Here is a 23,145-nt window from a genome sequence, read left to right on the forward strand (position 1 = left end):
GGCGATGGCGATGACCCGTCTCCTGCGATGGCCGTGGGTGGTCCTGCTGGTCCTCCTCGCGCTGGTGGTGGCCGGGGTGGCGCTCCAGCGCACCCACGCGCTCCCCGTGGGGGAGTACCTCCTGCGGGGTGCGGCCCGGGTGCCCGGTCTCGAGACCGTGGTGGCCACCTACCGGCTCGGGGAAGAGCGGAGCGCCCGGCTGGCCGCCCGGGAGGGGGAGCTGGCCGCGCGGGCGGCGGAGCTTGCGAGCCGCGAGGCCGAGCTCGAGTCGGAGAGGGCCCGCCTGGAGGCCGAGGCGGCCCGGCTCGATGCCCGGGCGAACGACCTGGACCGGCGGGAGGCGGCCCTGAAGGATCAGGCGGCCCAGGTGGGGACCGCGGTCACCCAGACGACCCGGGCGGCGAAGCTTTACGCCATCTTCGGCGAGATGCGGCCGAAGGACGCGGCCCGGCTGGCGGGCGAGCTGCCGCCCGAAGAGGCCGCGAGGATGCTCTTGACGCTGCCCGAACGGGATGCGGCGGCGATCCTTGCTGAGATGGACCCCCAGGCGGCGGCCCAGCTCAGCCAGATGCTTGCGGGGCTCTAGCCCCCGGGCCGGGAGGCCCGGGAAGACGCCGGCCTTCGCCCCGGGGAGCCGGGGGTGCCGGCAGGCCCTGCAACCGCACACAGGGAGGAGGTGAACGAGATGACCAACCAGATGGTGTTCGAGCTGGTGCCCAGGAACGCGGCTCCCGCGGAGGCGGGGGCCCGCCGGCCTGGGCCGCGCGCCCGCGAGGGGGCGCCCGCACGGAGCTTCGAGGATGTCCTGCGGGGGCTGGACCGGACCGGTCGCGCGTCGCGGGATCTGCGCACCCGAACGGGGGTGCAGCCCACCGAGGAGCGAGCCCGGAAGGACGACCGGGAGCCCGAGACCGCCGGGACGGAGCAGGCGGCGGGCGACGCGGCGCCCCAGCAGGCTCCGGGCACGCGGGCGTCCGCGGCCGGTCGGGACACGGCCGGGAGCGACGACGGCGCGGCCCGCGAAGCCGGGGCCGAGGAGACGGAGGCTGTCCCTGGTGCTGGCGAAGCAGGCACCGCTACCGCGGCCGCTCGGCCTGAGGGGCTGCTGGCCGCACTGGCCTCGGTGCAGGGGATGGTCCCTTCCCCAGCTCCACCCGGCGGGCGCGGGCCGCAAGGACCCTCGACCCCGACGGGAGGGGAGTGGCTTCAGGCGGCCACCCTGGCCGGATCCGCCCCTCAGGGGAGCCTGCAGGAGGAGCTCGCACCGAGGGCGCCCCGGCCTGAAGGGGCGCTCGCCGGGTCGATCGCCTCGGCAGCGGCGGCCGTGACCGCTCCTGCGGCGCCGCTGGAAGGTGCGCAGGCGGGCGCCGACCCGGCGGCAGGGCAGGGGCCTGAGGTCCCTTCGTCGGAGCCGGCCCGACCTCGCGCCGGCGCCGCGGTGGAGGGGCCGCCCCCATCCGGGAAGGAGACGGTGGAGGCCCTGCTCCAGGCTCTGGCCGGCACGCAGGGCCAGGAGACCGGACGGGCGCCCCATGAGGCCCGGTCCGGGGGAGACGCTCCGGCGACGGCCGGGTCGACCGCAGCTGAGGGTCGATCCCAGGGGCCGGCGGCCGGCAGCGGCTCGTCCCAGGCGGCCTCCGGTCACGGCGGCACCGCTGCGGCAGAGTCGCCCGCTGCCGGCGTCCCGCTGGCAGCGCTCCTGAGCGAGGCGGGCGCCGCGCGGCAGGACGCCGTCGGGGCCGGACTGGGCCACGGGGGGAGGGACCTCCCGGATCCCCATGCGGCGGGGCCCCAGGCCGCGACCCAAGGCACGGCCCGGGGCGCAGTGGCTCCGGCCGAGGCACCGAACGAGGCGTCCACCGGCCCGGAGCCCAGGCTCCAGGGTGCGGTGCTGTCCGGCACCGCGGCACCCGAATCGGTCGCACCGGCGCAGCCGGCCGCGCTCGCCGGCACCAGCCAGGCCGACGCAGGCAGCCCCGCCCGAGGGGGCGAGCCCCTCGCCTCCATGCCCATGGCGCAGGTGGGCGAGACGGTGGTGAAGCGGCTCCAGCAGCTGCGAAACCCCGGCGCGGACGAGCTGCGGCTGGAGCTGGAGCCCAAGGAGCTGGGGGCGCTCAAGATCCGCCTCGAGCTCCGGGGCGACGGGGTGAAGGCCCACTTCGTGGTGGACCGCCCCGTGGTGCAGGCGATGCTGGAGCGGGCCATGGCCGAGCTGCGCCAGAGCCTGGCCCAGCAGGGCTACCGGGTGGACGAGCTGCAGGTGGCGCTGCAGGGCGACGGCCAGGCCCGCGGGCAGGGCGGTGAGCAGGGCGGCCGCCCGGGCCGTGGGCACGGGCGCCGGGTGACGGGCACCGAAGGGGTGGCGCCGGTACCGGAGCCCGCAGGGCAGGCCCGCTGGGCCGGGGCAGGACGGATCGACATCCGGGCCTGAGCGGGTTGCAGGGCAGAAGCGACGGGAAGGAGGTGAGAACCGTGCAGATCAGCGCCACGACGTTGGGGGGCCAGACAGGCTCCAGCGAGGTCACCCAGGCCGCCCAGGAGGTGATGGGCAAGGACGACTTCCTGCGGCTGCTCATGACCCAGCTCGAGTATCAGGACCCCATCAACCCCGTGAAGAACGAGGAGTTCGCCGCGCAGCTGGCCCAGTTCAGCAGCCTGGAGCAGATGCAGAACCTGAACGACGCCATGAGCATGCTCATCTCGCTCCAGGCATCGACGGCGCTCCTCTCCCAGGCGAGCAGCCTGCTGGGGCGGGAGGTGGCGGTCTACGACCCCGACCGGGGAGGAGACGTGGTGGGCACCGTCCAGGAGGTCTTCGTCGAGGACGGAGTGCCCTACCTGAGGCTCCTGGTGAACGGCGAGGTGGAGGAGCACCCGGTGCTGAACGTGACCGAGATACACCTGGGCGAAGGAGCGTAACGCCATGACCGACGGCGTGCAGAACCGTCCGTTGCAGCCGTTGCGCCCGCGCCCGGAGGGCACCCCACCGGTGAGCCGGCCGGGAACGGCCCCGGTCCGGCAGGGGGCAGCCGCCCCGGGCAGGTTCCAGGAGCTCTTCACCCAGGCGCTGGACGAGCAGCGGTGGGGCCTCAAGTTCTCGGCCCACGCCCGCAGCCGGATCCAGAGCCGGAACCTGGAGCTGACGCCCGAGCGGCTGGAGCGGCTCCGCCAGGCGGTGGACCGGGCGGCCCGGAAGGGCGCCCGCGAGAGCCTGATCCTGGTGGACGACCTGGCCCTGCTGGTGAGCGTGGCCCACCGGACGGTGATCACGGTGCTGGACGGGAAGCAGGCGAGGGAGAACGTCTTCACCAACATCGACAGTGCGGTGATCACCTGATCACCGAAAAACACGGTCGCACGAGTGGCCGGACCGACCTCCGGAGGGAGGCGGGGGCCCTGGCGGCGGGCGACGGTCGCCGCCCTGCGACCGGCTGAGACGGGAGGTCTTGGCCATGATGCAATCGCTCTTCGCAGGCGTCTCGGGCCTGCGGAGCCATCAACGAAGAATGGACGTCATCGGCAACAACGTGGCCAACGTGAACACCATCGGCTTCAAGGCCGCGCGGACCACGTTCCAGGACGTCCTCTACAACACCCTCCGGGGGGCGGGCGCGCCCCAGAGCAACCGGGGCGGCACCAACCCCATGCAGGTGGGCCTGGGCGTGCAGGTGGCAAGCATCGACACCGTCTTCACGCCCGGCAACCCCCAGTCCACCGGCGTCGACACCGACCTGATGATCCAGGGCGACGGGCTCTTCGTGGTCTCCGACGGCCAGAGGACCTTCTACACCCGGGCGGGGAACTTCTTCCCCGACTCGGACGGAACGCTGGTGACCCCGGGCGGGTACAAGGTGCTGGGGTGGAGGGCGGACGCGCTCGGGAACATCGACGTCTTCCAGCCCATCGGCCCGCTGAAGATCGAGAAGGGGTCGGTGATCCAGGCGACAGCGACGTCGAACACCGTCATCACAGGGAACATCGAGGCTGGTGGCGGACCCACGCGCACACCTGACAAGATCATCTACGACTCGCTTGGGTTCGAGCACGACTTCCACCTGCGGTTTACTCCAGGGGCTGCTTCTGGCGATTGGACAGTCGACGTTTTCATCGACGATCCGGGTGAGGTCAGCCCGGTGTCCAGCACCGCCGTCACGTTTAGTGCAACGGGTACCCTGACACCCGGAACGACCTTTACTGCCGGCCCTTACGATCCAGTCAACGGCGCGAACCCCTTGAACCTGACCATCGACCTCAGCGCCCTCACCCAGTTCGCCGACGAAACCACCGCCAAGATCGCCTCCCAGGACGGGTTCCCCAGCGGGACCCTGGAGCGGTTCGCCTTCGACTCCAACGGGATCATCACCGGCTACTACTCCAACGGCCTCAGGCGGTCGCTGGGGCAGGTGGCCATGGCCCTCTTCACCAACCCGGGCGGCCTCGAGCGGCAGGGCGAGAGCCTCTTCGCCGAGTCGCCCAACTCGGGCACCGCCGACATCGGTGCGGCCAACAGCGGCGGGCGGGGAGCGATCCTGCCCAGCACCCTGGAGATGTCCAACGTCGAGCTGGCGCAGGAGTTCACCGACATGATCCTCACCCAGAGGGGCTACCAGGCCAACTCCCGGGTGATCACCACGTCGGACGAGATGCTGCAGGAGCTCGTCAACCTGAAGCGCTAAGGGCGAGGCGCCGGCGCCCGCTGGATGGGCGCCGGCGCGGAGCGAAGGGTAGCGTCGGTCCGGCCGGCCACGGCCGGCCGGACCCGAGCACGGAGGCTCGGGGGTGGGCGGGATCCCCGCCCGCCCCGGCCAGGGGGGCGGCAGCATGGACCTGACAACCATCCTGGGGATTCTGGTGGGGATCGGCATCCTTGGGGCGTCGGTGGCGGCCGGATCGAGCATCGGCAGCTTCGTCAACTGGCCCTCGTTGGGGATCGTTCTGGGGGGTACCCTCGCGAGCACGCTGGTGCACTTCCCCTTCCGGCAGGTGCTCTCCATCGTGCCGCTGGCCCTGGTCGCCCTGCGCAACCGGGACCACCGGGCGCGGGCGCTCATCCACGACCTGGTGGAGTTCTCCAAGAAGGCGCGGCGGGAAGGGTTGCTGGCCATGGAGCAGGAGGCCGCCGAGCACCCCAACGACTTCCTCCGCAAAGGGATCCAGCTGGTGGTGGACGGCACCGAGCCCGACCTGGTCCGGAGCATCATGGAGATCGACCTGGCCGCCCACGAGGAGCGGCACGCCATCGGCCAGGAGGTCATGCAGAGCATGGGCGCCTACGCGCCCGCCTTCGGCATGATCGGGACCCTCATCGGCCTCATCCAGATGCTCACCCGGCTGGACGACCCGGACGCGGTGGGCCCGGGCATGGCCGTCGCCCTCATCACCACCCTCTACGGCGTGGTGCTGGCCAACCTGGTCTTCCTGCCCCTGGCCGGCAAGCTGCGGCTGCGCAGCCAGGAGGAGCGGCTGGAGAAGGAGCTGATCGTGGAGGGCGTGCTGTCGATCCAGGCGGGGGAGAACCCGCGCATCGTGGAGGAGAAGCTGCTGGCCTTCCTGTCGCCGGAGGAGCGGGCCGCCGAGATCGAGAGCCGGAGCCAGCAGGGACGCGAGGCGGTGACGGGCGATGTCTCGTGACCGTCGCCGCCGGGAGCCGCCCGGCATCAAGGGCTCGCCCCACTGGATGACCACCTACGCGGACATGATGTCGCTGATCCTGGTCTTCTTCGTCATGCTCTTCACCTTCTCCAGCCTGGACGTTCAGCGCTTCCAGACCATGCTGCAGGCCATCCAGGGGTCGCTGGGGGTGCTGGACGGCGGGCGCAGCCTGGCGCCGGAGGCGGTCATCGCCGGGGGGCCCCTGGCCGCGTCGGCGCTGCAGGCGCAATTGGAGCGGGAGCTGCAGGAAGCCAGCAGGATGGCCGTGCAGATCCGGACCCAGCTCGCCCAGCTGGGGCTGGCCCAGCAGGTGGAGGTGCGGGTGGAAGAGCGGGGCGTGGTGGTCCGCTTCACCGACCAGGTCCTCTTCGACCTGGGCAAGGCGGACCTGAAGCCCGAGGCCCTGGGGATCCTGCACGCGCTGGCGCCCGTGCTCCGGCGGTGGCCGCACCAGTTCCGGGTGGAGGGGCACACGGACGACTGGCCCATCAACACCCCCGTCTTCCCGTCCAACTGGGAGCTCTCCACCGCCCGGGCGAGCCGGGTGATCCGCTACCTCATCGAGCGGGAGGATTTCGCCCCGGACCGGCTCTCGGCCGCGGGGTACGGCGAGTACCGCCCGCTCTTCCCCAACGACACCGCGGAGCACCGCCAGCGGAACCGGAGGGTGGACGTGCTGCTCCTGCGGGCCGGTCTCTCCACCGGTGAGCCCCGGGAGGGCGGCCAGCCTGAAGCAGGAGCCGGCGCAGCCCGGCAGGAAGGAGGGGCGTAGATGAACGACGGCGTTCGCCTCGACGGCAAGTGGATCGGCATCTTCGTGGCCATCATCCTCTTCGCGGTGGCCGCCGCGGCCCTGGTGACCTACCGGGTGGTGGACTACCGGGTCCTGGTGGACACAGGGCTCGTGGCCGGCGATCCCCGGGACCGGGATCGCTCCACGCCGGACCTGGGTCCCACCTACGACCTGGGCGTGAAGACGGTCAACCTGGCCACGGAGCCGCTGGGAGGCACCCACTACCTGCGGGCGCAGCTGGTGCTGGAGGCGAAGGATGACAAGGCGCTGGCCCTGGTCCAGGAGCGCCAGGCGCAGGTGTGGGACCGGATCATCTCCATGGTGCGGAGCCGCACCATGGAGGACATCGACGGCGAGGCGGGGCTCACCCGCCTGCGGGGCGACCTGGTGGGCTCCCTCAACGAGATCCTGCCGGGGGAGCCCGTGCGGAACCTGTACTTCGTCGACCTGGTGGTCCAGTGAGGGCCGCCGGGTGCGGAAGGGGGCGGTCTGCGTGAGTGCCCCGGTGCCCTCAGCGCGCGGGGCCGTCTCGGGAGACACGGCTCCTGGCGTGGCTGCCCAGCAGCCCGACGGCGTGCGGGCCTACTCCTTCGACCTCCACGGACCCTTGGGCGAGCAGGAGTGGAAGGGCCTGGTACGCTTCCAGGGCGAGCTCGCCGAGGAGTGGGCGCTGGTCCTCACCCAGTGGCTCAAGCGCCGGGTGCGGGTGCGCCCCGCCGGGCCCCCGGTCTCCTTGCGGCGCGCCTCGAGCCTGTGGGAGCAGGGCGAGGGCGAGGCGCTCCGCTGGCACGTGGATGGGGCGCCGGTGCTCCTGATCTGGCCCCAGGCGCTCCTCTTCCAGACCCTGGACTGCCTCCTGGGCGGGCCGGGCGAGGCGCCCTCGCCCCTGCGTCCGCCCACGGAGATCGAGGGGCGGGTGATCCGCCAGATCACCGCCCGCCTCGCGTACCGCCTCCTGCGCCTGGAGGTCCAGCGGCTCGAGGTCCCCGTGCCGCCGGGAGAGATCGAGGTGCACCCGGTGGAGCCGGGCCAGGTGTCGGCCCGCAGCCGGTGGCTCTCCCTCGCGCTGGACGTGGAGTGGCGGTCCCAGCGGGGGCCCTCGGGGCGGGGCGGCGAGCGCTTCTACCTGCTGCTTTCACCCGAGTGGGCGGCGCGGGCCCGGAAGGGACTCGCGCTCTTCGGGCGGGGCATGGCGGGGGAGGCCGAGGACCTCGCAGACCTGAAGCGGGTGCGCACGACCCTGCAGCGCCACCTGGAGGAGACGCCGGTCACGGTGCGGGTGGTGCTGGGCCGGAGCCGCCTCACCCTGCGTGAGGTCCTCTCCCTGGAGCCGGGGGACGTGCTGCAGCTCGAGCAGCGGGTGGACGAGCCGCTCCCGGTGGAGGTGGGCGAGGCGCCCTTCTTCCTGGGGCGCCCGGGGGAGGCCGCAGGGCGGATGGCCGTCCGGCTGGAGGCGTGGGTCGGGGGGAGCTCGGAGCCGGCGGAGGCCGGCGAGAGAGGAGGACCAAGCGGATGGCCGGAGACCTCTTGACCCGCGAGGAGCTGGAGGTGCTGCTCTCGGAAGGGCGGCTCCCCTCGGAGCCGGCCCCCCCCAGGGCCCGGCCCGGGCCGGTGGGGGCCAACCCGGCGCCGGTGCTCCAGCAGCTCTTCCAGCTCATCGTCCAAAGACTGGGCCGGGCCCGCCCGGGGCTCGCAGCTCGCTTCATCAGCCTGGGAGAGCACCAGGTGGAGGAGGCGGCCGCCGGTCTGGAGGAGGGCCAGCGGCTGCTCTCGGTGGAGCTTCACGACGGCATCGAGGGGCTCTTCCTCCTGTGGCACCCCCAGACGGCCCCCAACGACGACCGGTTCCTGGAGGAGGCCGCGGAGGTCTTCTGCCAGAGCCTGGCCGCCCTCTGGGGGCACCCGGTGGAGATCGAGAAGGGCGCGGTCCGAGCCGTCGACCTGAGCGAGGGCCTGCCCGAGGGCCTGCTCCCCTTCGGCCGCAGCGAGAGCGTCTGGTCGGCGCGTCTCGCGGTGGGGGTCGAGGCGTCGCCCCTGGTCTTCTGGCTGCCCCGCGACGTGGCGCTGGACCTCCGGGAGCGGCTGGAGCGCTCGGCCGACGTGGGCGGGGGACTGGCGCCGCCCCGGGAGCGGGTCTCCCGGTCCGCCCAGGGCGGGGTGCGGGTGGAACCGGCGCGCTTCTCGCCCCTGCGCCAGCCCGGCGGGCAGGAGGGCGAGCGGGACCTGGGGCGGGTGATGGACCTGCCCCTGGAGGTCACCGTGGAGCTGGGCCGGGCGCAGCTCAAGGTGCGCGAGATCCTGGACCTGAAGGTGGGCACGGTGGTGGAGCTCGATCGCTTGGCCGGAGAGCCCGTGGACCTGAGGGTGAACGGCCGCCTGGTGGCCAAGGGCGAGGTGGTGGTGGTGGACGAGAGCTTCGCGGTGAAGATCACCCAGATCCTCGCCCCGGAGGAAAGGGCGCCGGTGGTCGAAGAGTGAGGCGATGGCGGTGGGGGCGGAGTCGGTCTACGGGGAGCTCCTGCGGGTGCTGGCCGCGCTGGCGGTGGTCGTGCCCGCAGCCTACCTCTCGACCCGGTTCCTGACGGGCCGGGGGTTGGCCCGGCGCGGGCGGTACATGAAGCGGGTGGAAAGCCTGGCCCTGGGGGCGCACCATGGACTCCACCTGGTGCAGGTGGGCGAGCGGCTCTTCCTGGTAGGGGCGAGCGAGAAGGGGGTCCACCTCCTGGCGGAGGTGGACCGGGCGTCGGAGCTCCACCCTCTGGCGGCGGCCGGATCGCCGGCCGACGGGGCAGCCCAGGCGCCGTGGCTCCCTGGAGGCTCGCCGGCCGCAGCCGGGGTCCTGGGCGGTTTCCGGCGGTGGCGGGGGCGACAGGAAGCCGGAGGGGGAGATCATGGCCAGCGGGCGAAGGGGCAGGGCGGATGAGACGCGCGTTCGGGTGGGTGCTCTTGGTGGCGCTGGTCTGGGGCGCCTGCGGGTTGGTCGCGGCCGCGCAGGCCCCGCCGGGCCTCTCCATCCAGCTGACCCCCAGCCAGGAGCCGGGGCGCCTCGCCGCGTCGCTGGAGATCCTGGCGGTTCTGACCGTCCTCAGCCTCGCGCCCTCGCTCCTCATCCTGATGACCTCCTTCACCCGCATCGTGGTGGTGCTGGGGTTCGTCCGCAACGCCCTGGCCACCAACCAGACGCCGCCCACCCAGCTCCTGGTGGGGCTCGCGCTCTTCCTCACCTTCTTCGTCATGGCCCCCACCTGGCAGGCGGTCTACCAGGACGCGGTCCAGCCCTACCTGGCGGAGGAGATGACCTTCCAGGAGGCGCTCCAGCAGGGGCAGAAGCCCGTGCGGGCCTTCATGTTCCGCTTCACCCGGCAGGAGGATCTGGCGCTCCTGCTGGACGCCTCGGGCGCGCCCGAGCCGGCCAACCAGGACGACGTCCCCCTCCACGTGCTGGTGCCGGCCTTCGTGCTGAGCGAGCTGAAGAGCGCCTTCCAGATGGGTTTCGTCCTCTTCCTCCCTTTCCTGGTCATCGACATGGTGGTGGCCAGCGCGCTGATGTCCATGGGCATGTTCATGCTGCCGCCCGTGATGATCTCGCTGCCCTTCAAGCTGCTGCTCTTCGTGCTGGTGGACGGCTGGGGGCTCATCATCCGCTCGCTCCTGGCCAGCTACACGTGACCCTGCCCCGCCCGGAGGCGGGCCGGCGGGCGTGAGGGAAAGGAGGCGACGGTTCGGGTGAATGCCGGCGTGGCGATGGACGTGGTGGGCGATGCCGTCCAGACCATCCTGCTGGCCGCGGCTCCGATCCTGCTGGCCGCGCTGGTGGTGGGCGTCGCGGTGAGCCTGCTGCAGGCGGTGACGCAGGTGCAGGAGCAGACCCTGGCCTTCGTGCCCAAGATCGTGGCCGTGCTGGTCGTGGTCTTCCTGGCCGGCGGCTGGATGATGGCCCGCATCACCGACTTCGCCGGACGGCTGCTGGGTCACCTGGACCGGTTCGTGGGATGAACCTCTCGCTGGAGCTGGGGCCGCAGATCTGGACGCTCCTCGCCCTGCTGGTGCGGGTGGGGGTGCTGGTCTTCTTCTTCCCGGTGGGCACCAACCGGGTGCCGGTGCCGGTGCGGCTGGGGCTCTCGGGGTGGCTCGCCTTCGCGCTCTGGCCGGCGGTGCCGCCCGAGAGCTGGCTCACCCCGGGGGCGGGCTACCCCCTGGCCCTGGCCCGGGAGGCGCTGGTGGGGCTGGGGATTGCCCTGGTGATGCAGCTCCTGACGGGGGCGGTGCAATTGGCCGGGCAGATGGTGGACATGCCCATGGGCTTCGGGGTGGTGAACCTCCTGGACCCCCAGACGGGCCAGCAGGTGCCGGTGGTCGCCCAGCTCTTCGGAATCGTGGCCCTGCTCCTTTTCTTCGTGCTGGGGGGGCCGGGCGTGGTGATGGCCGCCCTCCGGCAGAGCCTGGTCTGGATCCCGGTGGGAACGGCCGCGGTCACCGAGCGGACCGCCCGCCTGCTGGTGGCCGAGTCCGCCGGCGTCTTCACCACCGGCCTTCGCCTGGCCCTGCCGGTCATCGCCGCCGGTTTCCTGGCCGACGTGAGCCTGGGCGTGCTCTCCCGGGCGGTGCCCCAGTTCAACGTCTTCATCGAGGGCTTCCCCATCAAGATCGGGCTGGGGCTCCTGGTCCTCCTGGCGGGCGTGCCCTTCTACCTGGAGGCGATCGGCAGGCTGGTGGGGGCGGCGGGCCGTTTCCCCGAGCTGCTGGCCCAGATGCTTCGGACGTTGGGGCCGTAGGGCCGGGCGGGGGGACGGGAGGTGGCTTCGAAGAGCCAAGGAAGGAACAGGAAAGAACCGAATCGGAACGAATTAGAGAGCCAAGAGGCCGGGACCGAGGGGGCCGGGCGGAGCGAGTTCCGCTTCGACCTGCAGCGGTTCTCCGAGGAACGCACCCTGCCGCCGAGCCCGCGCCGCATCCGGGAGGCCCGGGAACGGGGCGAGGTGTCCAAGAGCCAGGAGCTGGGCCCGGCCGTGCTGCTGCTCCTGATGGGGACCTTCCTGGAGGTCCTGGGGCGGCTGGCGGTCGGGGGGCCGGTGCGGTTCGCGGCGGAGATCCTGCAGGAGGTGCCGCCCCCCGGGGCCTGGACCCTCGAGTGGCTGGGCGGGCTCATGGCGAGGGCGGCGCTGGCCATCGTCCAGGGGGCGGCCCCCTTCATGCTGACGGCGCTGGTGATCGGGGTGGGCGCCCAACTCGCGCAGGTGGGCTTCCTCTTCACGCTGAAGCCCCTGCAGCCGAAGCTGGACCGGCTCAACCCCCTGACCGGCTTCCAGCGGATCTTCTCCCGGAGGGGCCTCTTCGAGCTGGCCAAGTCCGTCTTCAAGGTGGCGGTGGTCGGCTTCGTGGCTTACTGGGTGCTGGCCGACGCCATCCCGGACCTGGTGGGGCTGGTCCAGATGACCCCGGACCAGGCCCTGCGTGAGGTGGGGGCCCGTCTGGGCCGGCTGCTCTGGACGACGGCGGCCGTGTGGCTGGTGATCGCCGCGGCGGACCATGCGTTCCAGCGGAGCCAGCACCTGAGCCGGCTCCGCATGACGCCGTACGAGGCGAAGCAGGAGCAGAAGGAGACCGAGGGCGACCCGCACGTGCGCCAGCGGATCCGCCAGCGGCAGCGGCAGGTCAGCGGCCGGCGGATGATGCAGGCGGTACGGACGGCCGACGTGGTGGTGACCAACCCCACCCACGTGGCGGTGGCCCTCAAGTACGAGATCGCCCGGATGAACGCCCCCGTGGTGGTGGCCAAGGGGGCGGACCACCTGGCCCGGCGCATCCGCCAGGAGGCCGTGGAGCACGGGGTGCGGGTGGTGGAGAACCCGCCCCTGGCCCGGGCGCTCTACGAGGCATGCGAGGTGGACCAGGAGGTTCCCGAGCGGCTCTACCGGGCCGTGGCCGAGGTGCTGGCGCTGGTGTGGCGGCTGCGGCGCGGGGTCTGATCCACCCGGTCGCTCCGGGGAGGGACCGGGCCCTCCGGGAGCCGGAAGGTGGACGGGACCCTTCGGGAAGAACGGGTGCCCCCCGGGGGCACGGGAAGAGGGGCGACGGCGGTGGCGGTTCGCGCTCAGGAGATCCTGCAGCGACTCACCCGTCAAAGCGACCTGCTGGTGGTGGCGGGGCTCATCCTCATCGTGGTGATGATGGTGGTCCCCCTGCCCGCCGCGCTCCTGGACGTGCTCCTGGCCTTCAACATCAGCCTGGCGCTCATGACCCTCATGGTGACCATGAGCGTGAAGGAGCCGCTGGAGGTCTCGGTCTTCCCCAGCCTCCTGCTGGTGGCCACCCTCTTCCGGCTGGCGCTGAACATCTCCACGACCCGGCTGATCCTGCTCAACGGCTACGCCGGCCAGGTGATCCAGGCCTTCGGCCGCTTCGTGGTGGGCGGCAACTACGTGGTGGGCTTCATCGTCTTCCTCATCCTGGTCATCATCCAGTTCGTGGTGATCACCCGGGGCGCCGAGCGGGTGGCGGAGGTGGCGGCGCGCTTCACCCTGGATGCCATGCCCGGCAAGCAGATGGCCATCGACGCAGACCTGAACACCGGCCTCATCGACGAGAAGCAGGCCCGGGAGCGGCGGGCCAAGATCGAGCAGGAAGCGGACTTCTACGGTGCCATGGACGGCGCCAGCAAGTTCGTCAAGGGCGATGCCATCGCCTCCATCATCATCACCCTCATCAACATCCTGGGCGGCTTCGCCGTGGGGGTGGGCCAGCGGGGGCTGAGCCTGGCCGACGCGCTGGGCACCTACACCCTCCTCACCGTCGGCGACGGGCTGGTGAGCCAAATTCCGGCCCTGCTCCTCTCCACGGCCACAGGGATCATCGTCACCCGGGCGGCCGCCACCACCAACCTGGGCCGGCAGCTGACGACCCAGATGGGCGCCGAGCCTCAGGTGCTGCTGGTGGCGGGCGCGGCCCTGGGCTTCTTCGGCGTCCTTCCCGGGCTGCCGACGGCGCCCTTCCTCACCCTGGGAGCCCTTCTGGGCGGGACGGGTTACCTGCTGCAGCGCCGCCAAGCGGACCTCCGCGAGCGCGAGACCGCCCGGGCCGACGAGCGGGCCCGGGAGCACCGGCGCGAGCCCGAAGACGTGGCCGGGCTCGTGCAGGTGGACCCCCTGGAGCTGGAGGTGGGCTACGGGCTGGTGCCCCTGGTGGACGCCGGCCAGTCCGGGGAGCTCCTGGACCGCATCGCCCTCATCCGCCGGCAGATGGCCCAGGAGATGGGGCTCCTGGTGCCGTCGGTCCGCATCCGCGACAACCTGGCCCTGGAGCCCTCCCAGTACCGGATCAAGATCAAGGGCATCCCCGTGGGGCAGGGCGAGCTGCGGCTGGGCGAGTTCCTGGCCATGGAGGCGGGCCAGGTGGCCGAGAAGATCGAGGGGACGCCCACCAAGGAGCCGGCCTTCGGGCTGCCCGCCCTCTGGATTCCGGCCTCCCGCAAGGAAGAGGCCGAGTCCGCGGGCTACACGGTGGTGGACCCCACCTCGGTGGTGGCCACCCACCTGGCCGAGGTGATCAAGTCCCACGCGGACGAGCTCCTGGGCCGGCAGGAGGTCCGGCGCCTGCTGGACCAGCTCAAGCGGGAGTACCCCGCGGTGGTGGAGGAGCTGGTGCCCCAGGTGATCACCGCCGGGGAGGTGCAGCGGGTGCTTCAGGCGCTCCTGCGGGAGGGCGTGGCCATCCGCGACCTGGTGACCATCCTCGAGGCCGTGGGCGACGGCGCCCAGACCTCCAAGTCGGTGGAGTACCTGGCGGGCCTCGCCCGGGAGGCGCTCGCCCGCCAGATCTGCGCCGCGCACCAGGGTGCCGACGGCACCCTGCCCATCGTCACGCTGGAGCCCAGGCTGGAGCAGCAGCTGGGCGAAGCGCTCCAGCAGAGCGATCGGGGGAGCCTCCTGAGCCTGGAGCCAGGGGCGGGGCAGCGGCTCCTCGAGCGCGTGGCCGGATGGGTGGAGAAGGCCGCCGTGAAAGGAGAGCAGGCGGTGGTGGTCTGCTCGCCGCACCTGCGCTTCGCGTTGCGACGGTTCCTTGAGCGGAGCCTCCCGCACGTGCCGGTGCTCTCGTACAACGAGATCAGCGCCGAGGTGCGGGTGCAGCCCGTGGGGATGGTGAGGGCCGATGAGGGTTAAGCGCTTCGTGGCGGACACCATGCAGGAAGCCATTGCTCGGGTGAAGGAGGAGTACGGCCCCGAGGCGGTCATCCTCCAGACCCGCACCTTCCGGCGGGGCCTCTTTGGTCTCATGGGCGCCCGGCGGACGGAGGTGCTGGCCGCGGTCGATCCGGGGCCCGGGCGGAACGGGACGGGGGTCGGGACACGGCCGGCGGCGCGCGAAGGGGGCGAGCCGGCCGCGCCCGGCCGGGCGGCCCGTACGGAGGGCGCGACCCTGGCGCCCCGCGAACCCGACGGGGCCCCCGCGGCGCGGTCGGCGTCGCGTGAACCGAGCGCGCGGCCTGCGGCCCCGCCGGGCGCCCTGGAGGAACGGGCGGCCCTGCTGGGACGGCCCAACGGGCGCCCGTACCAGGGGGTCGCCACCCTTTCCAACGGTCACGCCAGGCCTCCGGCACCCCCAGCGCAGCCTGTGGCCCCACCGGTCTGGGCCGTGGAGCGCACGCCGCCGCCGGCACCTGCTCCCGAGGCGGGCTGGCCGCCAGGGCTCGAGCGGGTCTACCGGCGCCTGGTGGACCGGGCGGTGGAGCCGCCCTTCGCCCGGCGGGTGGTGGAGGGGATCCTGCCGCTCCTGCCACCGGGGCTGCCCGTGGCCGAGGGACGGGCCCTGGAGCTGGCCCGGGACCACCTGGCGAGCCTGATCCCCGTGAGCCCCAGCCTCCGGCTGGGAGCCGGGCCCCGGCGGGTGGTGGTGCTGGTGGGACCCACGGGGGTGGGGAAGACCACCTCCGTGGCCAAGCTGGCCGCCCACCACGGCCTGATGGCCGGCCACCCCGTGGGCTTGCTGAGCTTCGACACCTACCGGGTGGGGGCGGCCGAGCAGCTCCGCACCTACGCGGAGATCATCGGGCTTCCGATGGAGGTGGTCTACCATCCAGGCGAACTCGCGGCCAGCCTCGAGCGGATGGCCGACCGGCACCTGATCCTGGTGGACACCGCAGGCCGCAGCCCGCAGGACCTCATGCGCCTTCAGGAACTGCGGAGCTACCTAAGGATGCTGCCCGAGCCCGAGGTCTACCTGGTGCTGAGCGCAACCGTCCGGTTCGCGGACATGGCCCGGGCGGCCGAACGCTTCGAGCCTCTGGGGTACCGCCATCTCATCGTCACCAAGATGGATGAAGCGACCGCCCCCGGCATGGTGCTCAACGCCGTCTTCCAGACGGGGCGCCCCCTGGCCTACCTCTCCACGGGCCAAGACGTCCCCGACGACTTCGAGGCGGCCGACCCGGACCGGATCGCCGCCCACTTGCTGGAGGACGCCGATGAGTGACCAGGCCGAACGCCTTCGGACGCTGGTGCGCCAGCTTCACGGGGGAGAGCCGTCCCACCGGGGACGGGTACTGACCGTCACCTCGGGCAAGGGGGGCGTGGGGAAGAGCAGCCTGGCCATCAACCTGGCCCTGGCCATCCAGCGGATGGGGTGGCGGGTCTGCCTTTTCGACGCGGACCTGGGCCTGGCGAACGTGGACGTGATGCTGGGGCTCACTCCCACGGAGGATCTCACCGAGGTCCTGCGGCAGGGCTTCGATCTCCAGCGCTGCCTGGTGGAGGGCCCGCTGGGGCTGCAGGTGATCTCGGGCGGCTCGGGCTTCTACGAGCTGGCCAACCTGAGCGATCCCCAGCTGGAGCGCCTGCTTGGGCAGCTCACCCGGCTGGACGACCTGTTCGACGTGCTGGTGATCGATACGGGGGCCGGGATCAGCCGGACGGTGCTGAGCTTCGTGCTCTCCAGCCTGGAGTCGATCCTGGTGACCACGCCCGAGCCGACGGCCATCACCGACGCCTACGGCATGGCCAAGGTCATCTTCTCCCGCAGGCCCGAGGGCCAGGTCCGGCTCGTGGTCAACCAGGCGCGGGACGCGGCGGAGGCCCGGGCCGTGGCCGAGCGCATCAACCTGGTGGCCCGCCGCTTCCTGGGACGGGAGATGGATCTGTTGGGCTACCTCCCCTTCGACCTCCAGGTACGCGAGGCGGTGCAGGCGCAGGTGCCCTTCGTGCTGGCCAACCCCCACGCGCGGGTGTCGCGCCTGGTGGCGGCCATGGCCGAGCAGATCCTGGGGGCGCGCTCCAGGCCCCTGGGGTTCTCGGGGCTTCTGGAGCGGATGGCAGGGGTCTTTCGCTAGCCGTGCGGGGAGCCGGGGGAGAGGAGGGGTCGAAGTGGATCCGCTGCAAGCCGGTCTCGAAGTGGTGATCCGCCGAGAGCAACGCCCGGGCGTCTACCGGGCGCGGGTGGAGGCCTACGACGAGCGGACGATCTGGATCTCGTTTCCGGAACACAGGGGAAGGGTCGTGGTGCCGGATCCAGGCGAGCGGCTCCGCGTGGTGGTCTACCGCAAGACGCCCCCCAAAGGGAAGTTCGAGGCGGAGACCGAAGTGCTGGAACGGAAGGATCCGGTGGCCGGGCGCCTCGCGCTGGAGCGGCCCGCCTCGTGGGAGCGCCACCAGCTCCGGGAGTTCGTCCGCATCCCCCTGATGATGCGGGTGCAGGTGGAGCGCCGGACCGGGGACGCGTGGTCCAAGGCGGTGCCGGTGAGCGCGATCGACCTCTCGGGCGGCGGCCTCATGCTGCACGTGCCCGCGTACGAGACCCTGCGGCTGGGCAGGGGGCACTGGCTGCGCATCACCCTGGCCCTTCCCCAGGGAGCGATTCAGGTGCAGGGCGACGTGGTGCGGGTGATCCCGGCCGAGGACGGATCCACTCGCTACGCCGTCCGGTTCCAGCAGATCAGCGAGCGAGACCGTGACCGGATCATCGGCTTCGTGCTGCAGGAAGAGATCCGCCAGAGGAAGCTCATCGACTAAACGGGACATCGGGTGGGGATGGCATGGCGAGGCAGGTGGAGGCCAGGGCCTTCGGCGAATCCGAGCTTTGGCAGGCGTTCAAGCAGACCCGGGACCCTGAGGTGCGCGAGCGGCTCATCCTGCGCTACGCCTCGCTGGTGAAGTACGTCGCGGGTCGCATCGCCATCGGACTGCCCCGCTCCGTGGACTTCGACGATCTGTTGAGCTACGGCATATTCGGGCTCATCGACGCGGTGGAGAAGTTCGACCCGCAGCGGGAGGTCAAGTTCGAGACGTACGCCATCGCCCGGATCCGGGGGGCGATCCTGGACGGGCTCCGCTCCACCGACTGGATCCCGCGCTCGGTCCGCCAGAAGGCCCGGGAGCTGGAGGAGACGGTGGCGGCCCTGGAAAGCCGCCTGGGCCGGGCGGCGGGCGATGCGGAGATCGCCGCGGCCCTCCACCTCTCCATGGACGAGTACCACCAGCTTCTGTCGGACATCCAGGCCACCACCGTGCTCTCCCTGGAGGAAGCGTGGAGCCAGCAAGGGGAAGAGGAAGGCCTCCGGGTTCGGGAGACCGTGGCCGATCCCACCAGCGAGGACCCCGAGGAACGGATCGCCAACCGCGAGATGAAAGCCGAGCTGGTGGAGGCGCTGGACCGCCTTCCCGAGAGGGAGCGCCTGGTCATCACCCTCTACTACTACGAAGGCCTCACCCTCAAGGAGATCGGCCGCGTCCTGGGCGTCTCCGAATCCCGCATCTCCCAGATCCACACCAAAGCCGTCGTCCGCCTCCGCGCCCACCTGTCCTAGACGTCGCAACGCCGCGCCGGCCGAAACCCTCCGGCCCCACGCGCGACGCCCGGCCGTTGCTTGTCGCCCCCCAAGCCCTGTGGTATACTAGGCCGCGGTGCATCTCACACGGTTCCCGACGCCCGGGGTGGTGCCCCGACGGGGTTCCTCGGGCGGGTGAAGGAGCCGGAGGTTCGAAACCCGAGAGGAGGTGAGCGGGCCTGGCTGTCGTCAGCATGAAGCAGCTCCTGGAGTCAGGAGTGCACTTCGGCCATCAGACCCGCCGTTGGAACCCCAAGATGAAGCCGTTCATCTTCACGGAGAGGAACGGCATCTACATCATCGACCTTCAGAAGACCGTCCGGATGGTAGAGCAAGCCTACGCGTTCGTGCGCGACACGGTGGCCCAGGGCGGCACCGTGCTCTTCGTGGGCACCAAGAAGCAGGCGGCTCAGACCATCAAGGAAGAAGCCGAGCGGTGCGGCATGTTCTACGTCAACCAGCGCTGGCTGGGAGGCACCCTCACCAACTATCAGACGATCCGCACCCGCATCGAGCGGCTCCACCGTCTGGAAGAGATGGAGAAGGACGGCACGTTCAGCCGCCTGCCCAAGAAGGAAGTCCTGCAGCTGCGCAAGGAGAAGGAGCGCCTGGACCGGTACCTGGGCGGCATCAGCCAGATGTGGCGCGTGCCCGAGGCCCTTTTCGTGGTCGACCCCCGCAAGGAGCGGATCGCGGTGGCCGAGGCGCGAAAGATGCACATCCCCATCGTGGCCATCGTCGACACCAACTGCGATCCCGACGAGATCGACTACATCATCCCCGGCAACGACGACGCCATCCGGGCGGTGCGGCTCTTGACCAGCCGCATGGCGGACGCGGTGCTCGAGGGGTCGGAGGGCCGCCAGGAGGTCGAAGCGGCCCCGACCCCCGCAAGGACCGCGGCGGAGGTGGCCGCGCCCGACGGTGAGGCCGGCGAGGACTTCGTCGAATCCGAGGCAGACACCGAGGAGCAGGTCGTAGAGGTCTAGGCGAACGGGCAGGGGAGACGCCCCGTCCCATTCGTCTGCCCAGGAAACCCGCGCGGCAGGACGCGCCAAGGAGTGGAAGCGATATGCCCGAGGTCACGGCGACCCTGGTGAAAGAACTGCGGGAGCGCACCGGCGCCGGGATGATGGACTGCAAGCAGGCCCTCACGCAGGCAGGCGGCAACATGGAGGAGGCGACCCGGATCCTGCGGGAGAAGGGCCTCGCGCAGGCCGCCAAGCGGGCGGGACGCGTCGCGAGCGAGGGTCTGGTGGACGCGTACATCCACGGGGACGGGCGAATCGGTGTACTGATCGAGGTCAACTGCGAAACGGACTTCGTCGCCAAGACCGAGGCCTTCCGTACCCTCGCGCGCGACCTGGCCATGCAGGTGGCGGCGGCCCGCCCGGACTACGTCCGGCGCGAGGACGTCCCCGCCGGGGTGGTCGAGCGCGAGCGGGACATCTACCGGGCCGCCGCGCGCAACGAGGGGAAGCCGGAGCACGTTCTCGACAAGATTGTGAGCGGCCGGCTGGAGAAGTTCTACCAGGAACGCTGCCTCCTGGAGCAGCCCTTCGTGAAGGATCCCGACCGGAGCGTGGGCCAACTCGTGCAGGAAGTCGCGGCACGCCTTGGCGAAAATGTGACCGTGCGGCGTTTCGCTCGCTTCGAGCGGGGCGAGGGCGTCTCCCCTGCGGCGAACGGTGAGGCCTGACCAACAGGGCCCCGGCGGGCTCCCGGTCGTGGTGCCGCCAGGCGGGGCGCAGCAGGGGTGAGGACGGTGGAAGAGCCCAGGTACCGCCGCGTGGTGGTGAAGCTGAGCGGCGAGGCCCTCGCGGGCGAGGGCACCTTCGGCATCGAGGTGGCCACGGTCAACCGTCTGGCCGAGGAGGTGCTGTCGGTGGTCCGCATGGGCGTGCAGGTGGCCGCGGTCGTGGGCGGCGGGAACATCTGGCGGGGCGCCGCGGCCGGACACGCGGGGTTGGACCGGAGCACCGCCGACTACATGGGCATGCTCGCCACCGTCATCAACGCGCTGGCCCTGCAGGCGGCCCTGGAGGCGCGGGGCGCCGAGACCCGGGTGCAGAGCGCCATCGAGATGCGCCAGATCGCTGAGCCCTACATCCGCCGCAGGGCCGTCCGCCACCTGGAGAAGGGGCGCGTGGTGATCCTGGCGGCGGGCACGGGCAACCCCTTCTTCTCGACGGACACCGCAGCCGCCCTGCGCGCGGCCGAGCTGGAGGCGGACGTGATCCTCATGGCCAAGCGAGGGGTCGACGGTATCTACGACGCGGACCCCCGCCTGGAACCCTCGGCCCGGAAGTACGAGCAGATCGAGTACCTGGACCTCTTGCAGCAGGGTCTCGGCGTGATGGATTCCACCGCTGCCTCGCTCTGCATGGAGAACGGCATCCCCATCATCGTCTTCGACTTCGCCGCACCGGGCGCGCTCCGGCGCGTCTGCCTGGGGGAGAAGATCGGTACGCTCGTCGGAGGAGGGGAGCGACATGACCGAGGCTGAGATCCTGAGCACCACCGAGGAGCGGATGAAGGGAGTCATCCAGTCGGCCCGGCGGGACTTCGGTGCGATCCGGACCGGCCGGGCAAGCCCCACCCTTCTGGATCGGGTGCAGGTGGAGTACTACGGAACCCTCACGCCCCTGAACCAGCTTGCGACCGTCTCGGCCCCGGAACCCCGGCAGCTCCTGATCCAGCCGTGGGACAAGAACGTGGTCAAGAGCGTCGAGCGCGCGATCCTCCAGTCGGACCTGGGGCTCACCCCCAGCTCGGACGGGAACGTTCTGCGGATCACCATTCCCGAGCTGACCGAGGACCGGCGCAAGGAGCTGGTCCGGGTGGTCCGCAAGACGGCGGAGGAAAAGCGGGTGGCCGTGCGAAACCTCCGGCGGGAGGCGAACGAGCGCGTCCGGGCGGCCCAGAAGGATGGCGAGATGAGCGAGGACGAAGCGCGCCGGCTCGAGGAGAAGGTCCAGCAGCTCACCGACCGCTACGTGGCCGAGGTGGACGCCCTGCTGGAGCACAAGGAGCACGAGATCCTCGAGGTGTGATGCGCGCGCCGGACGTGCTCGGGATGGAATGGGAGGAAGCGGAAGAGCTTCTGAGGGAAGCCGGATGGGTACCGGCCCTGGAGCGGACGGGCGCGCCCGCTTCCTCGGCGCGTCCGGGCGAGCGGCTGCGGGTGGTGCGGGTGACCCAGGGCCCCGGCCAAGCGGTGACGGTGCTCGTCGCGCCCGAGCGGTTCCTCGAGCGAAGGCCGCCGCCGGAGCCGGCGGGCCGGTGAGCGCCAACGGTGCTCCGCAGCGGGGCCTGCCCCGGCACGTGGCCATCATCATGGACGGCAACGGGCGCTGGGCCCAGCAGCGGGGGCTCTTGCGGGAGGCGGGGCACGAGAGGGGCACCGAGGCGCTTCGCCGGGTGGTGCGCGCCTGCGTGGAGCGCGGGATCCCCTATCTGACCGTCTATGCGTTCTCCACCGAGAACTGGGAGCGCCCGCGGCGGGAAGTGGCGGCGCTCATGCGCCTCCTGGACCGGGTGTTGGTACGCGAGGTCGACGAGCTGGCCGCCAGGGGGGTTCGGGTGCAAGTGCTGGGACGGCGGGACGGCTTGTCGCGCGCGCTGCTGCACCGCATCGAGCGGGCGTGCCGCCGCACCGAGGCGAACGGCGCCCTGGTGCTGAGCGTGGCGTGGAACTACGGAGGGCGGGCGGAGATCGTGGACGCGGCCCGCGCCCTGGCGCGGGAGGTGGCGGCCGGCCGCCTGGAACCTGAGGCGATCGACGAGGCCCTCTTCGCCGGGCGCCTCTACAGCGCGGGGATCCCCGACCCGGACCTGGTCATCCGCACCGGGGGCGAGTACCGGATCAGCAACTTCCTCCTCTGGCAGGTGGCCTACGCGGAGCTGTGGGTCACGCCGGTGCTCTGGCCCGATTTTACCGAGGAGCACTTGGACGCGGCCCTGGACGCGTACCGGCGCCGCTCGCGGCGGTTCGGCCGCGTCCTGGACGTGCCACCGGCATGAGGCGACCGGCGGCGGCGGGGGTTCCCCGCGAGGCAGGCGGCGCCACGCTTCGCGCGAGGGTCGTCACCGGCGTGCTGGGAGCCCCCGTGATGCTCGCGGCCCTCTGGGGCGGGGGGGCGTTCTGGCTTGGGCTGGTGGCGGTGGTCGGGCTCCTGGGGGTGCCGGAGGTCGCGCACTTGTACGGGCGGGAGCGGTGGAAGGCCCCACCCGACGTGCTGGCGCTGGCCGTTCTGCTTCCCATCGCGTTCGCATACCATGCGGGCGGGAAGCTGGCCTGGCCGGGTGGACCCCTGGTCGCAGCCCTCGCCCTGCCGGTGGTCTACGCCCTCCTCCGGGAGCTCTTCCGGGCTGAGCCGCGCCTGCTCACGGCCGCGGCCGTGGCCTCGGTGACCGTTCTCTACTGGGGAGGTCTCCTGGCCCACCTGGTGCTCCTGCGCGCTCTGCCCCTGGGCCTCGCGTACGGGCTGGTGCTGGTCGCCGGAACCTGGGGCGCCGACATCGCCGCGTACGCGGTCGGGCGCCGGTGGGGCCGCAGGCCGCTGGCCCCTCGTCTCAGCCCCGGCAAGACGGTGGAGGGAACGGCCGCGGGCCAAGGCGTGGGGTTCGCAGCAGCGGCCGCGACCGGGTGGCTGCTGGGGCTCGGCACGACCGGCTCCCTCATCGCCGGGGCGGCGGTGGTGGTCTCCGCCGCGCTGGGAGACCTGGTGGAGTCCGGGCTGAAGCGCGAGGCCGGGGTGAAGGACTCAGGCGCCCTCCTGCCGGGCCACGGGGGCGTCCTCGACCGGTTCGACAGCCTTCTCATCGCTGGGACCCTCCTTTACTACGTGGCGTTGGCGCAACAAGGGCTGCTCTGACTCGATCC

General features: G+C 71.8%; 27 protein-coding genes. All 27 read left to right on the forward strand.

Annotated elements, in window-relative coordinates; translation table 11 throughout:
* The first annotated feature begins 10 nt into the window (after positions 1 to 10).
* The 27 genes from LIP_RS07680 (at position 11) to LIP_RS07810 (ending at position 23,137) form a co-directional block, all read left to right on the forward strand.
* Positions 11 to 586 carry a MotE family protein gene (locus LIP_RS07680; protein ID WP_068136445.1) on the forward strand — a complete coding sequence of 192 codons (576 nt, stop codon included), beginning with the start codon at positions 11 to 13 and terminating at the stop codon, positions 584 to 586.
* A 99-nt stretch (positions 587 to 685) separates the two neighbouring features.
* A complete protein-coding gene (locus LIP_RS07685; protein WP_068136447.1) occupies positions 686 to 2,431 on the forward strand; it encodes a flagellar hook-length control protein FliK in 1,746 nt (581 codons plus the stop codon).
* A 41-nt stretch (positions 2,432 to 2,472) separates the two neighbouring features.
* A complete protein-coding gene (locus LIP_RS07690; protein ID WP_068136450.1) occupies positions 2,473 to 2,919 on the forward strand; it encodes a flagellar hook capping FlgD N-terminal domain-containing protein in 447 nt (148 codons plus the stop codon).
* Positions 2,920 to 2,923: 4 nt separating this feature from the next.
* The gene (locus tag LIP_RS07695) at positions 2,924 to 3,337 is read left to right on the forward strand and encodes a TIGR02530 family flagellar biosynthesis protein (protein WP_082726018.1); all 414 of its coding nucleotides are present in this window, start codon (positions 2,924 to 2,926) and stop codon (positions 3,335 to 3,337) included.
* A gap of 115 nt (positions 3,338 to 3,452) precedes the next feature.
* Positions 3,453 to 4,676, forward strand: a complete 1,224-nt coding sequence (locus LIP_RS07700; RefSeq protein ID WP_068136457.1) for a flagellar hook protein FlgE — start codon at positions 3,453 to 3,455, stop codon at positions 4,674 to 4,676.
* 145 nt (positions 4,677 to 4,821) lie between these two features.
* The gene (locus LIP_RS07705; RefSeq protein WP_068141737.1) at positions 4,822 to 5,631 is read left to right on the forward strand and encodes a motility protein A; all 810 of its coding nucleotides are present in this window, start codon (positions 4,822 to 4,824) and stop codon (positions 5,629 to 5,631) included.
* On the forward strand, positions 5,621 to 6,424 hold the full coding sequence (locus LIP_RS07710; RefSeq protein ID WP_068136459.1) for a flagellar motor protein MotB: 804 nt from the start codon (positions 5,621 to 5,623) through the stop codon (positions 6,422 to 6,424). Before LIP_RS07705 ends, LIP_RS07710 begins: the two co-directional genes overlap by 11 nt.
* Entirely contained in the window at positions 6,425 to 6,907 is a 483-nt protein-coding gene (locus LIP_RS07715) for a flagellar basal body-associated FliL family protein (protein WP_068136462.1), read from the forward strand.
* A gap of 31 nt (positions 6,908 to 6,938) precedes the next feature.
* On the forward strand, positions 6,939 to 7,976 hold the full coding sequence (locus LIP_RS19285) for a FliM/FliN family flagellar motor switch protein (RefSeq protein WP_198409774.1): 1,038 nt from the start codon (positions 6,939 to 6,941) through the stop codon (positions 7,974 to 7,976).
* Positions 7,958 to 8,923, forward strand: coding sequence for a flagellar motor switch protein FliN (gene fliN / locus LIP_RS18495; RefSeq protein WP_068136468.1), 966 nt, complete (start codon positions 7,958 to 7,960; stop codon positions 8,921 to 8,923). Before LIP_RS19285 ends, fliN begins: the two co-directional genes overlap by 19 nt.
* A 4-nt stretch (positions 8,924 to 8,927) precedes the next feature.
* Entirely contained in the window at positions 8,928 to 9,368 is a 441-nt protein-coding gene (locus LIP_RS07730; RefSeq protein ID WP_068136471.1) for a flagellar biosynthetic protein FliO, read from the forward strand.
* Entirely contained in the window at positions 9,365 to 10,114 is a 750-nt protein-coding gene (gene fliP, locus LIP_RS07735) for a flagellar type III secretion system pore protein FliP (protein ID WP_068136475.1), read from the forward strand. The genes LIP_RS07730 and fliP overlap by 4 nt, the downstream gene beginning before the upstream one ends.
* Positions 10,115 to 10,171: 57 nt before the next feature.
* Positions 10,172 to 10,441, forward strand: coding sequence for a flagellar biosynthesis protein FliQ (gene fliQ / locus LIP_RS07740; RefSeq protein WP_269433382.1), 270 nt, complete (start codon positions 10,172 to 10,174; stop codon positions 10,439 to 10,441).
* Positions 10,438 to 11,220 carry a flagellar biosynthetic protein FliR gene (gene fliR, locus LIP_RS07745; RefSeq protein WP_068136477.1) on the forward strand — a complete coding sequence of 261 codons (783 nt, stop codon included), beginning with the start codon at positions 10,438 to 10,440 and terminating at the stop codon, positions 11,218 to 11,220. The genes fliQ and fliR overlap by 4 nt, the downstream gene beginning before the upstream one ends.
* A 21-nt stretch (positions 11,221 to 11,241) precedes the next feature.
* Entirely contained in the window at positions 11,242 to 12,414 is a 1,173-nt protein-coding gene (gene flhB, locus LIP_RS07750; protein WP_068136481.1) for a flagellar biosynthesis protein FlhB, read from the forward strand.
* Between the two features lie 111 nt (positions 12,415 to 12,525).
* Entirely contained in the window at positions 12,526 to 14,604 is a 2,079-nt protein-coding gene (gene flhA / locus LIP_RS07755; protein WP_068141742.1) for a flagellar biosynthesis protein FlhA, read from the forward strand.
* Positions 14,594 to 15,913: a flagellar biosynthesis protein FlhF gene (flhF, locus tag LIP_RS07760; RefSeq protein WP_082726019.1), complete on the forward strand. Its 1,320-nt coding sequence runs from the start codon at positions 14,594 to 14,596 to the stop codon at positions 15,911 to 15,913. The genes flhA and flhF overlap by 11 nt, the downstream gene beginning before the upstream one ends.
* Positions 15,906 to 16,766 (forward strand): MinD/ParA family protein, encoded by an 861-nt coding sequence (locus tag LIP_RS07765; RefSeq protein ID WP_068136487.1) that lies wholly within the window; start codon positions 15,906 to 15,908, stop codon positions 16,764 to 16,766. The genes flhF and LIP_RS07765 overlap by 8 nt, the downstream gene beginning before the upstream one ends.
* A gap of 34 nt (positions 16,767 to 16,800) precedes the next feature.
* Positions 16,801 to 17,445 (forward strand): flagellar brake protein, encoded by a 645-nt coding sequence (locus tag LIP_RS07770; protein WP_068136490.1) that lies wholly within the window; start codon positions 16,801 to 16,803, stop codon positions 17,443 to 17,445.
* A gap of 23 nt (positions 17,446 to 17,468) precedes the next feature.
* Positions 17,469 to 18,239, forward strand: coding sequence for an RNA polymerase sigma factor WhiG (whiG, locus tag LIP_RS07775; RefSeq protein WP_068136492.1), 771 nt, complete (start codon positions 17,469 to 17,471; stop codon positions 18,237 to 18,239).
* A gap of 200 nt (positions 18,240 to 18,439) precedes the next feature.
* Positions 18,440 to 19,249, forward strand: a complete 810-nt coding sequence (gene rpsB, locus LIP_RS07780) for a 30S ribosomal protein S2 (RefSeq protein WP_068136495.1) — start codon at positions 18,440 to 18,442, stop codon at positions 19,247 to 19,249.
* 83 nt (positions 19,250 to 19,332) lie between these two features.
* A complete protein-coding gene (gene tsf / locus LIP_RS07785) occupies positions 19,333 to 19,959 on the forward strand; it encodes a translation elongation factor Ts (RefSeq protein WP_068136499.1) in 627 nt (208 codons plus the stop codon).
* Positions 19,960 to 20,025: 66 nt separating this feature from the next.
* Positions 20,026 to 20,766, forward strand: coding sequence for a UMP kinase (pyrH, locus tag LIP_RS07790; protein ID WP_068136502.1), 741 nt, complete (start codon positions 20,026 to 20,028; stop codon positions 20,764 to 20,766).
* Positions 20,753 to 21,313 (forward strand): ribosome recycling factor, encoded by a 561-nt coding sequence (gene frr / locus LIP_RS07795; RefSeq protein ID WP_068136508.1) that lies wholly within the window; start codon positions 20,753 to 20,755, stop codon positions 21,311 to 21,313. Before pyrH ends, frr begins: the two co-directional genes overlap by 14 nt.
* 23 nt (positions 21,314 to 21,336) lie before the next feature.
* The gene (locus LIP_RS19530) at positions 21,337 to 21,546 is read left to right on the forward strand and encodes a hypothetical protein (RefSeq protein ID WP_231699358.1); all 210 of its coding nucleotides are present in this window, start codon (positions 21,337 to 21,339) and stop codon (positions 21,544 to 21,546) included.
* The gene (locus LIP_RS07805) at positions 21,543 to 22,283 is read left to right on the forward strand and encodes an isoprenyl transferase (protein WP_068136514.1); all 741 of its coding nucleotides are present in this window, start codon (positions 21,543 to 21,545) and stop codon (positions 22,281 to 22,283) included. Before LIP_RS19530 ends, LIP_RS07805 begins: the two co-directional genes overlap by 4 nt.
* Entirely contained in the window at positions 22,280 to 23,137 is an 858-nt protein-coding gene (locus LIP_RS07810) for a phosphatidate cytidylyltransferase (RefSeq protein WP_082726021.1), read from the forward strand. The genes LIP_RS07805 and LIP_RS07810 overlap by 4 nt, the downstream gene beginning before the upstream one ends.
* The last annotated feature ends 8 nt before the right edge of the window (positions 23,138 to 23,145 follow it).

The organism is Limnochorda pilosa, assembly GCF_001544015.1.
In the GTDB taxonomy this organism is placed as follows: domain Bacteria; phylum Bacillota; class Limnochordia; order Limnochordales; family Limnochordaceae; genus Limnochorda; species Limnochorda pilosa.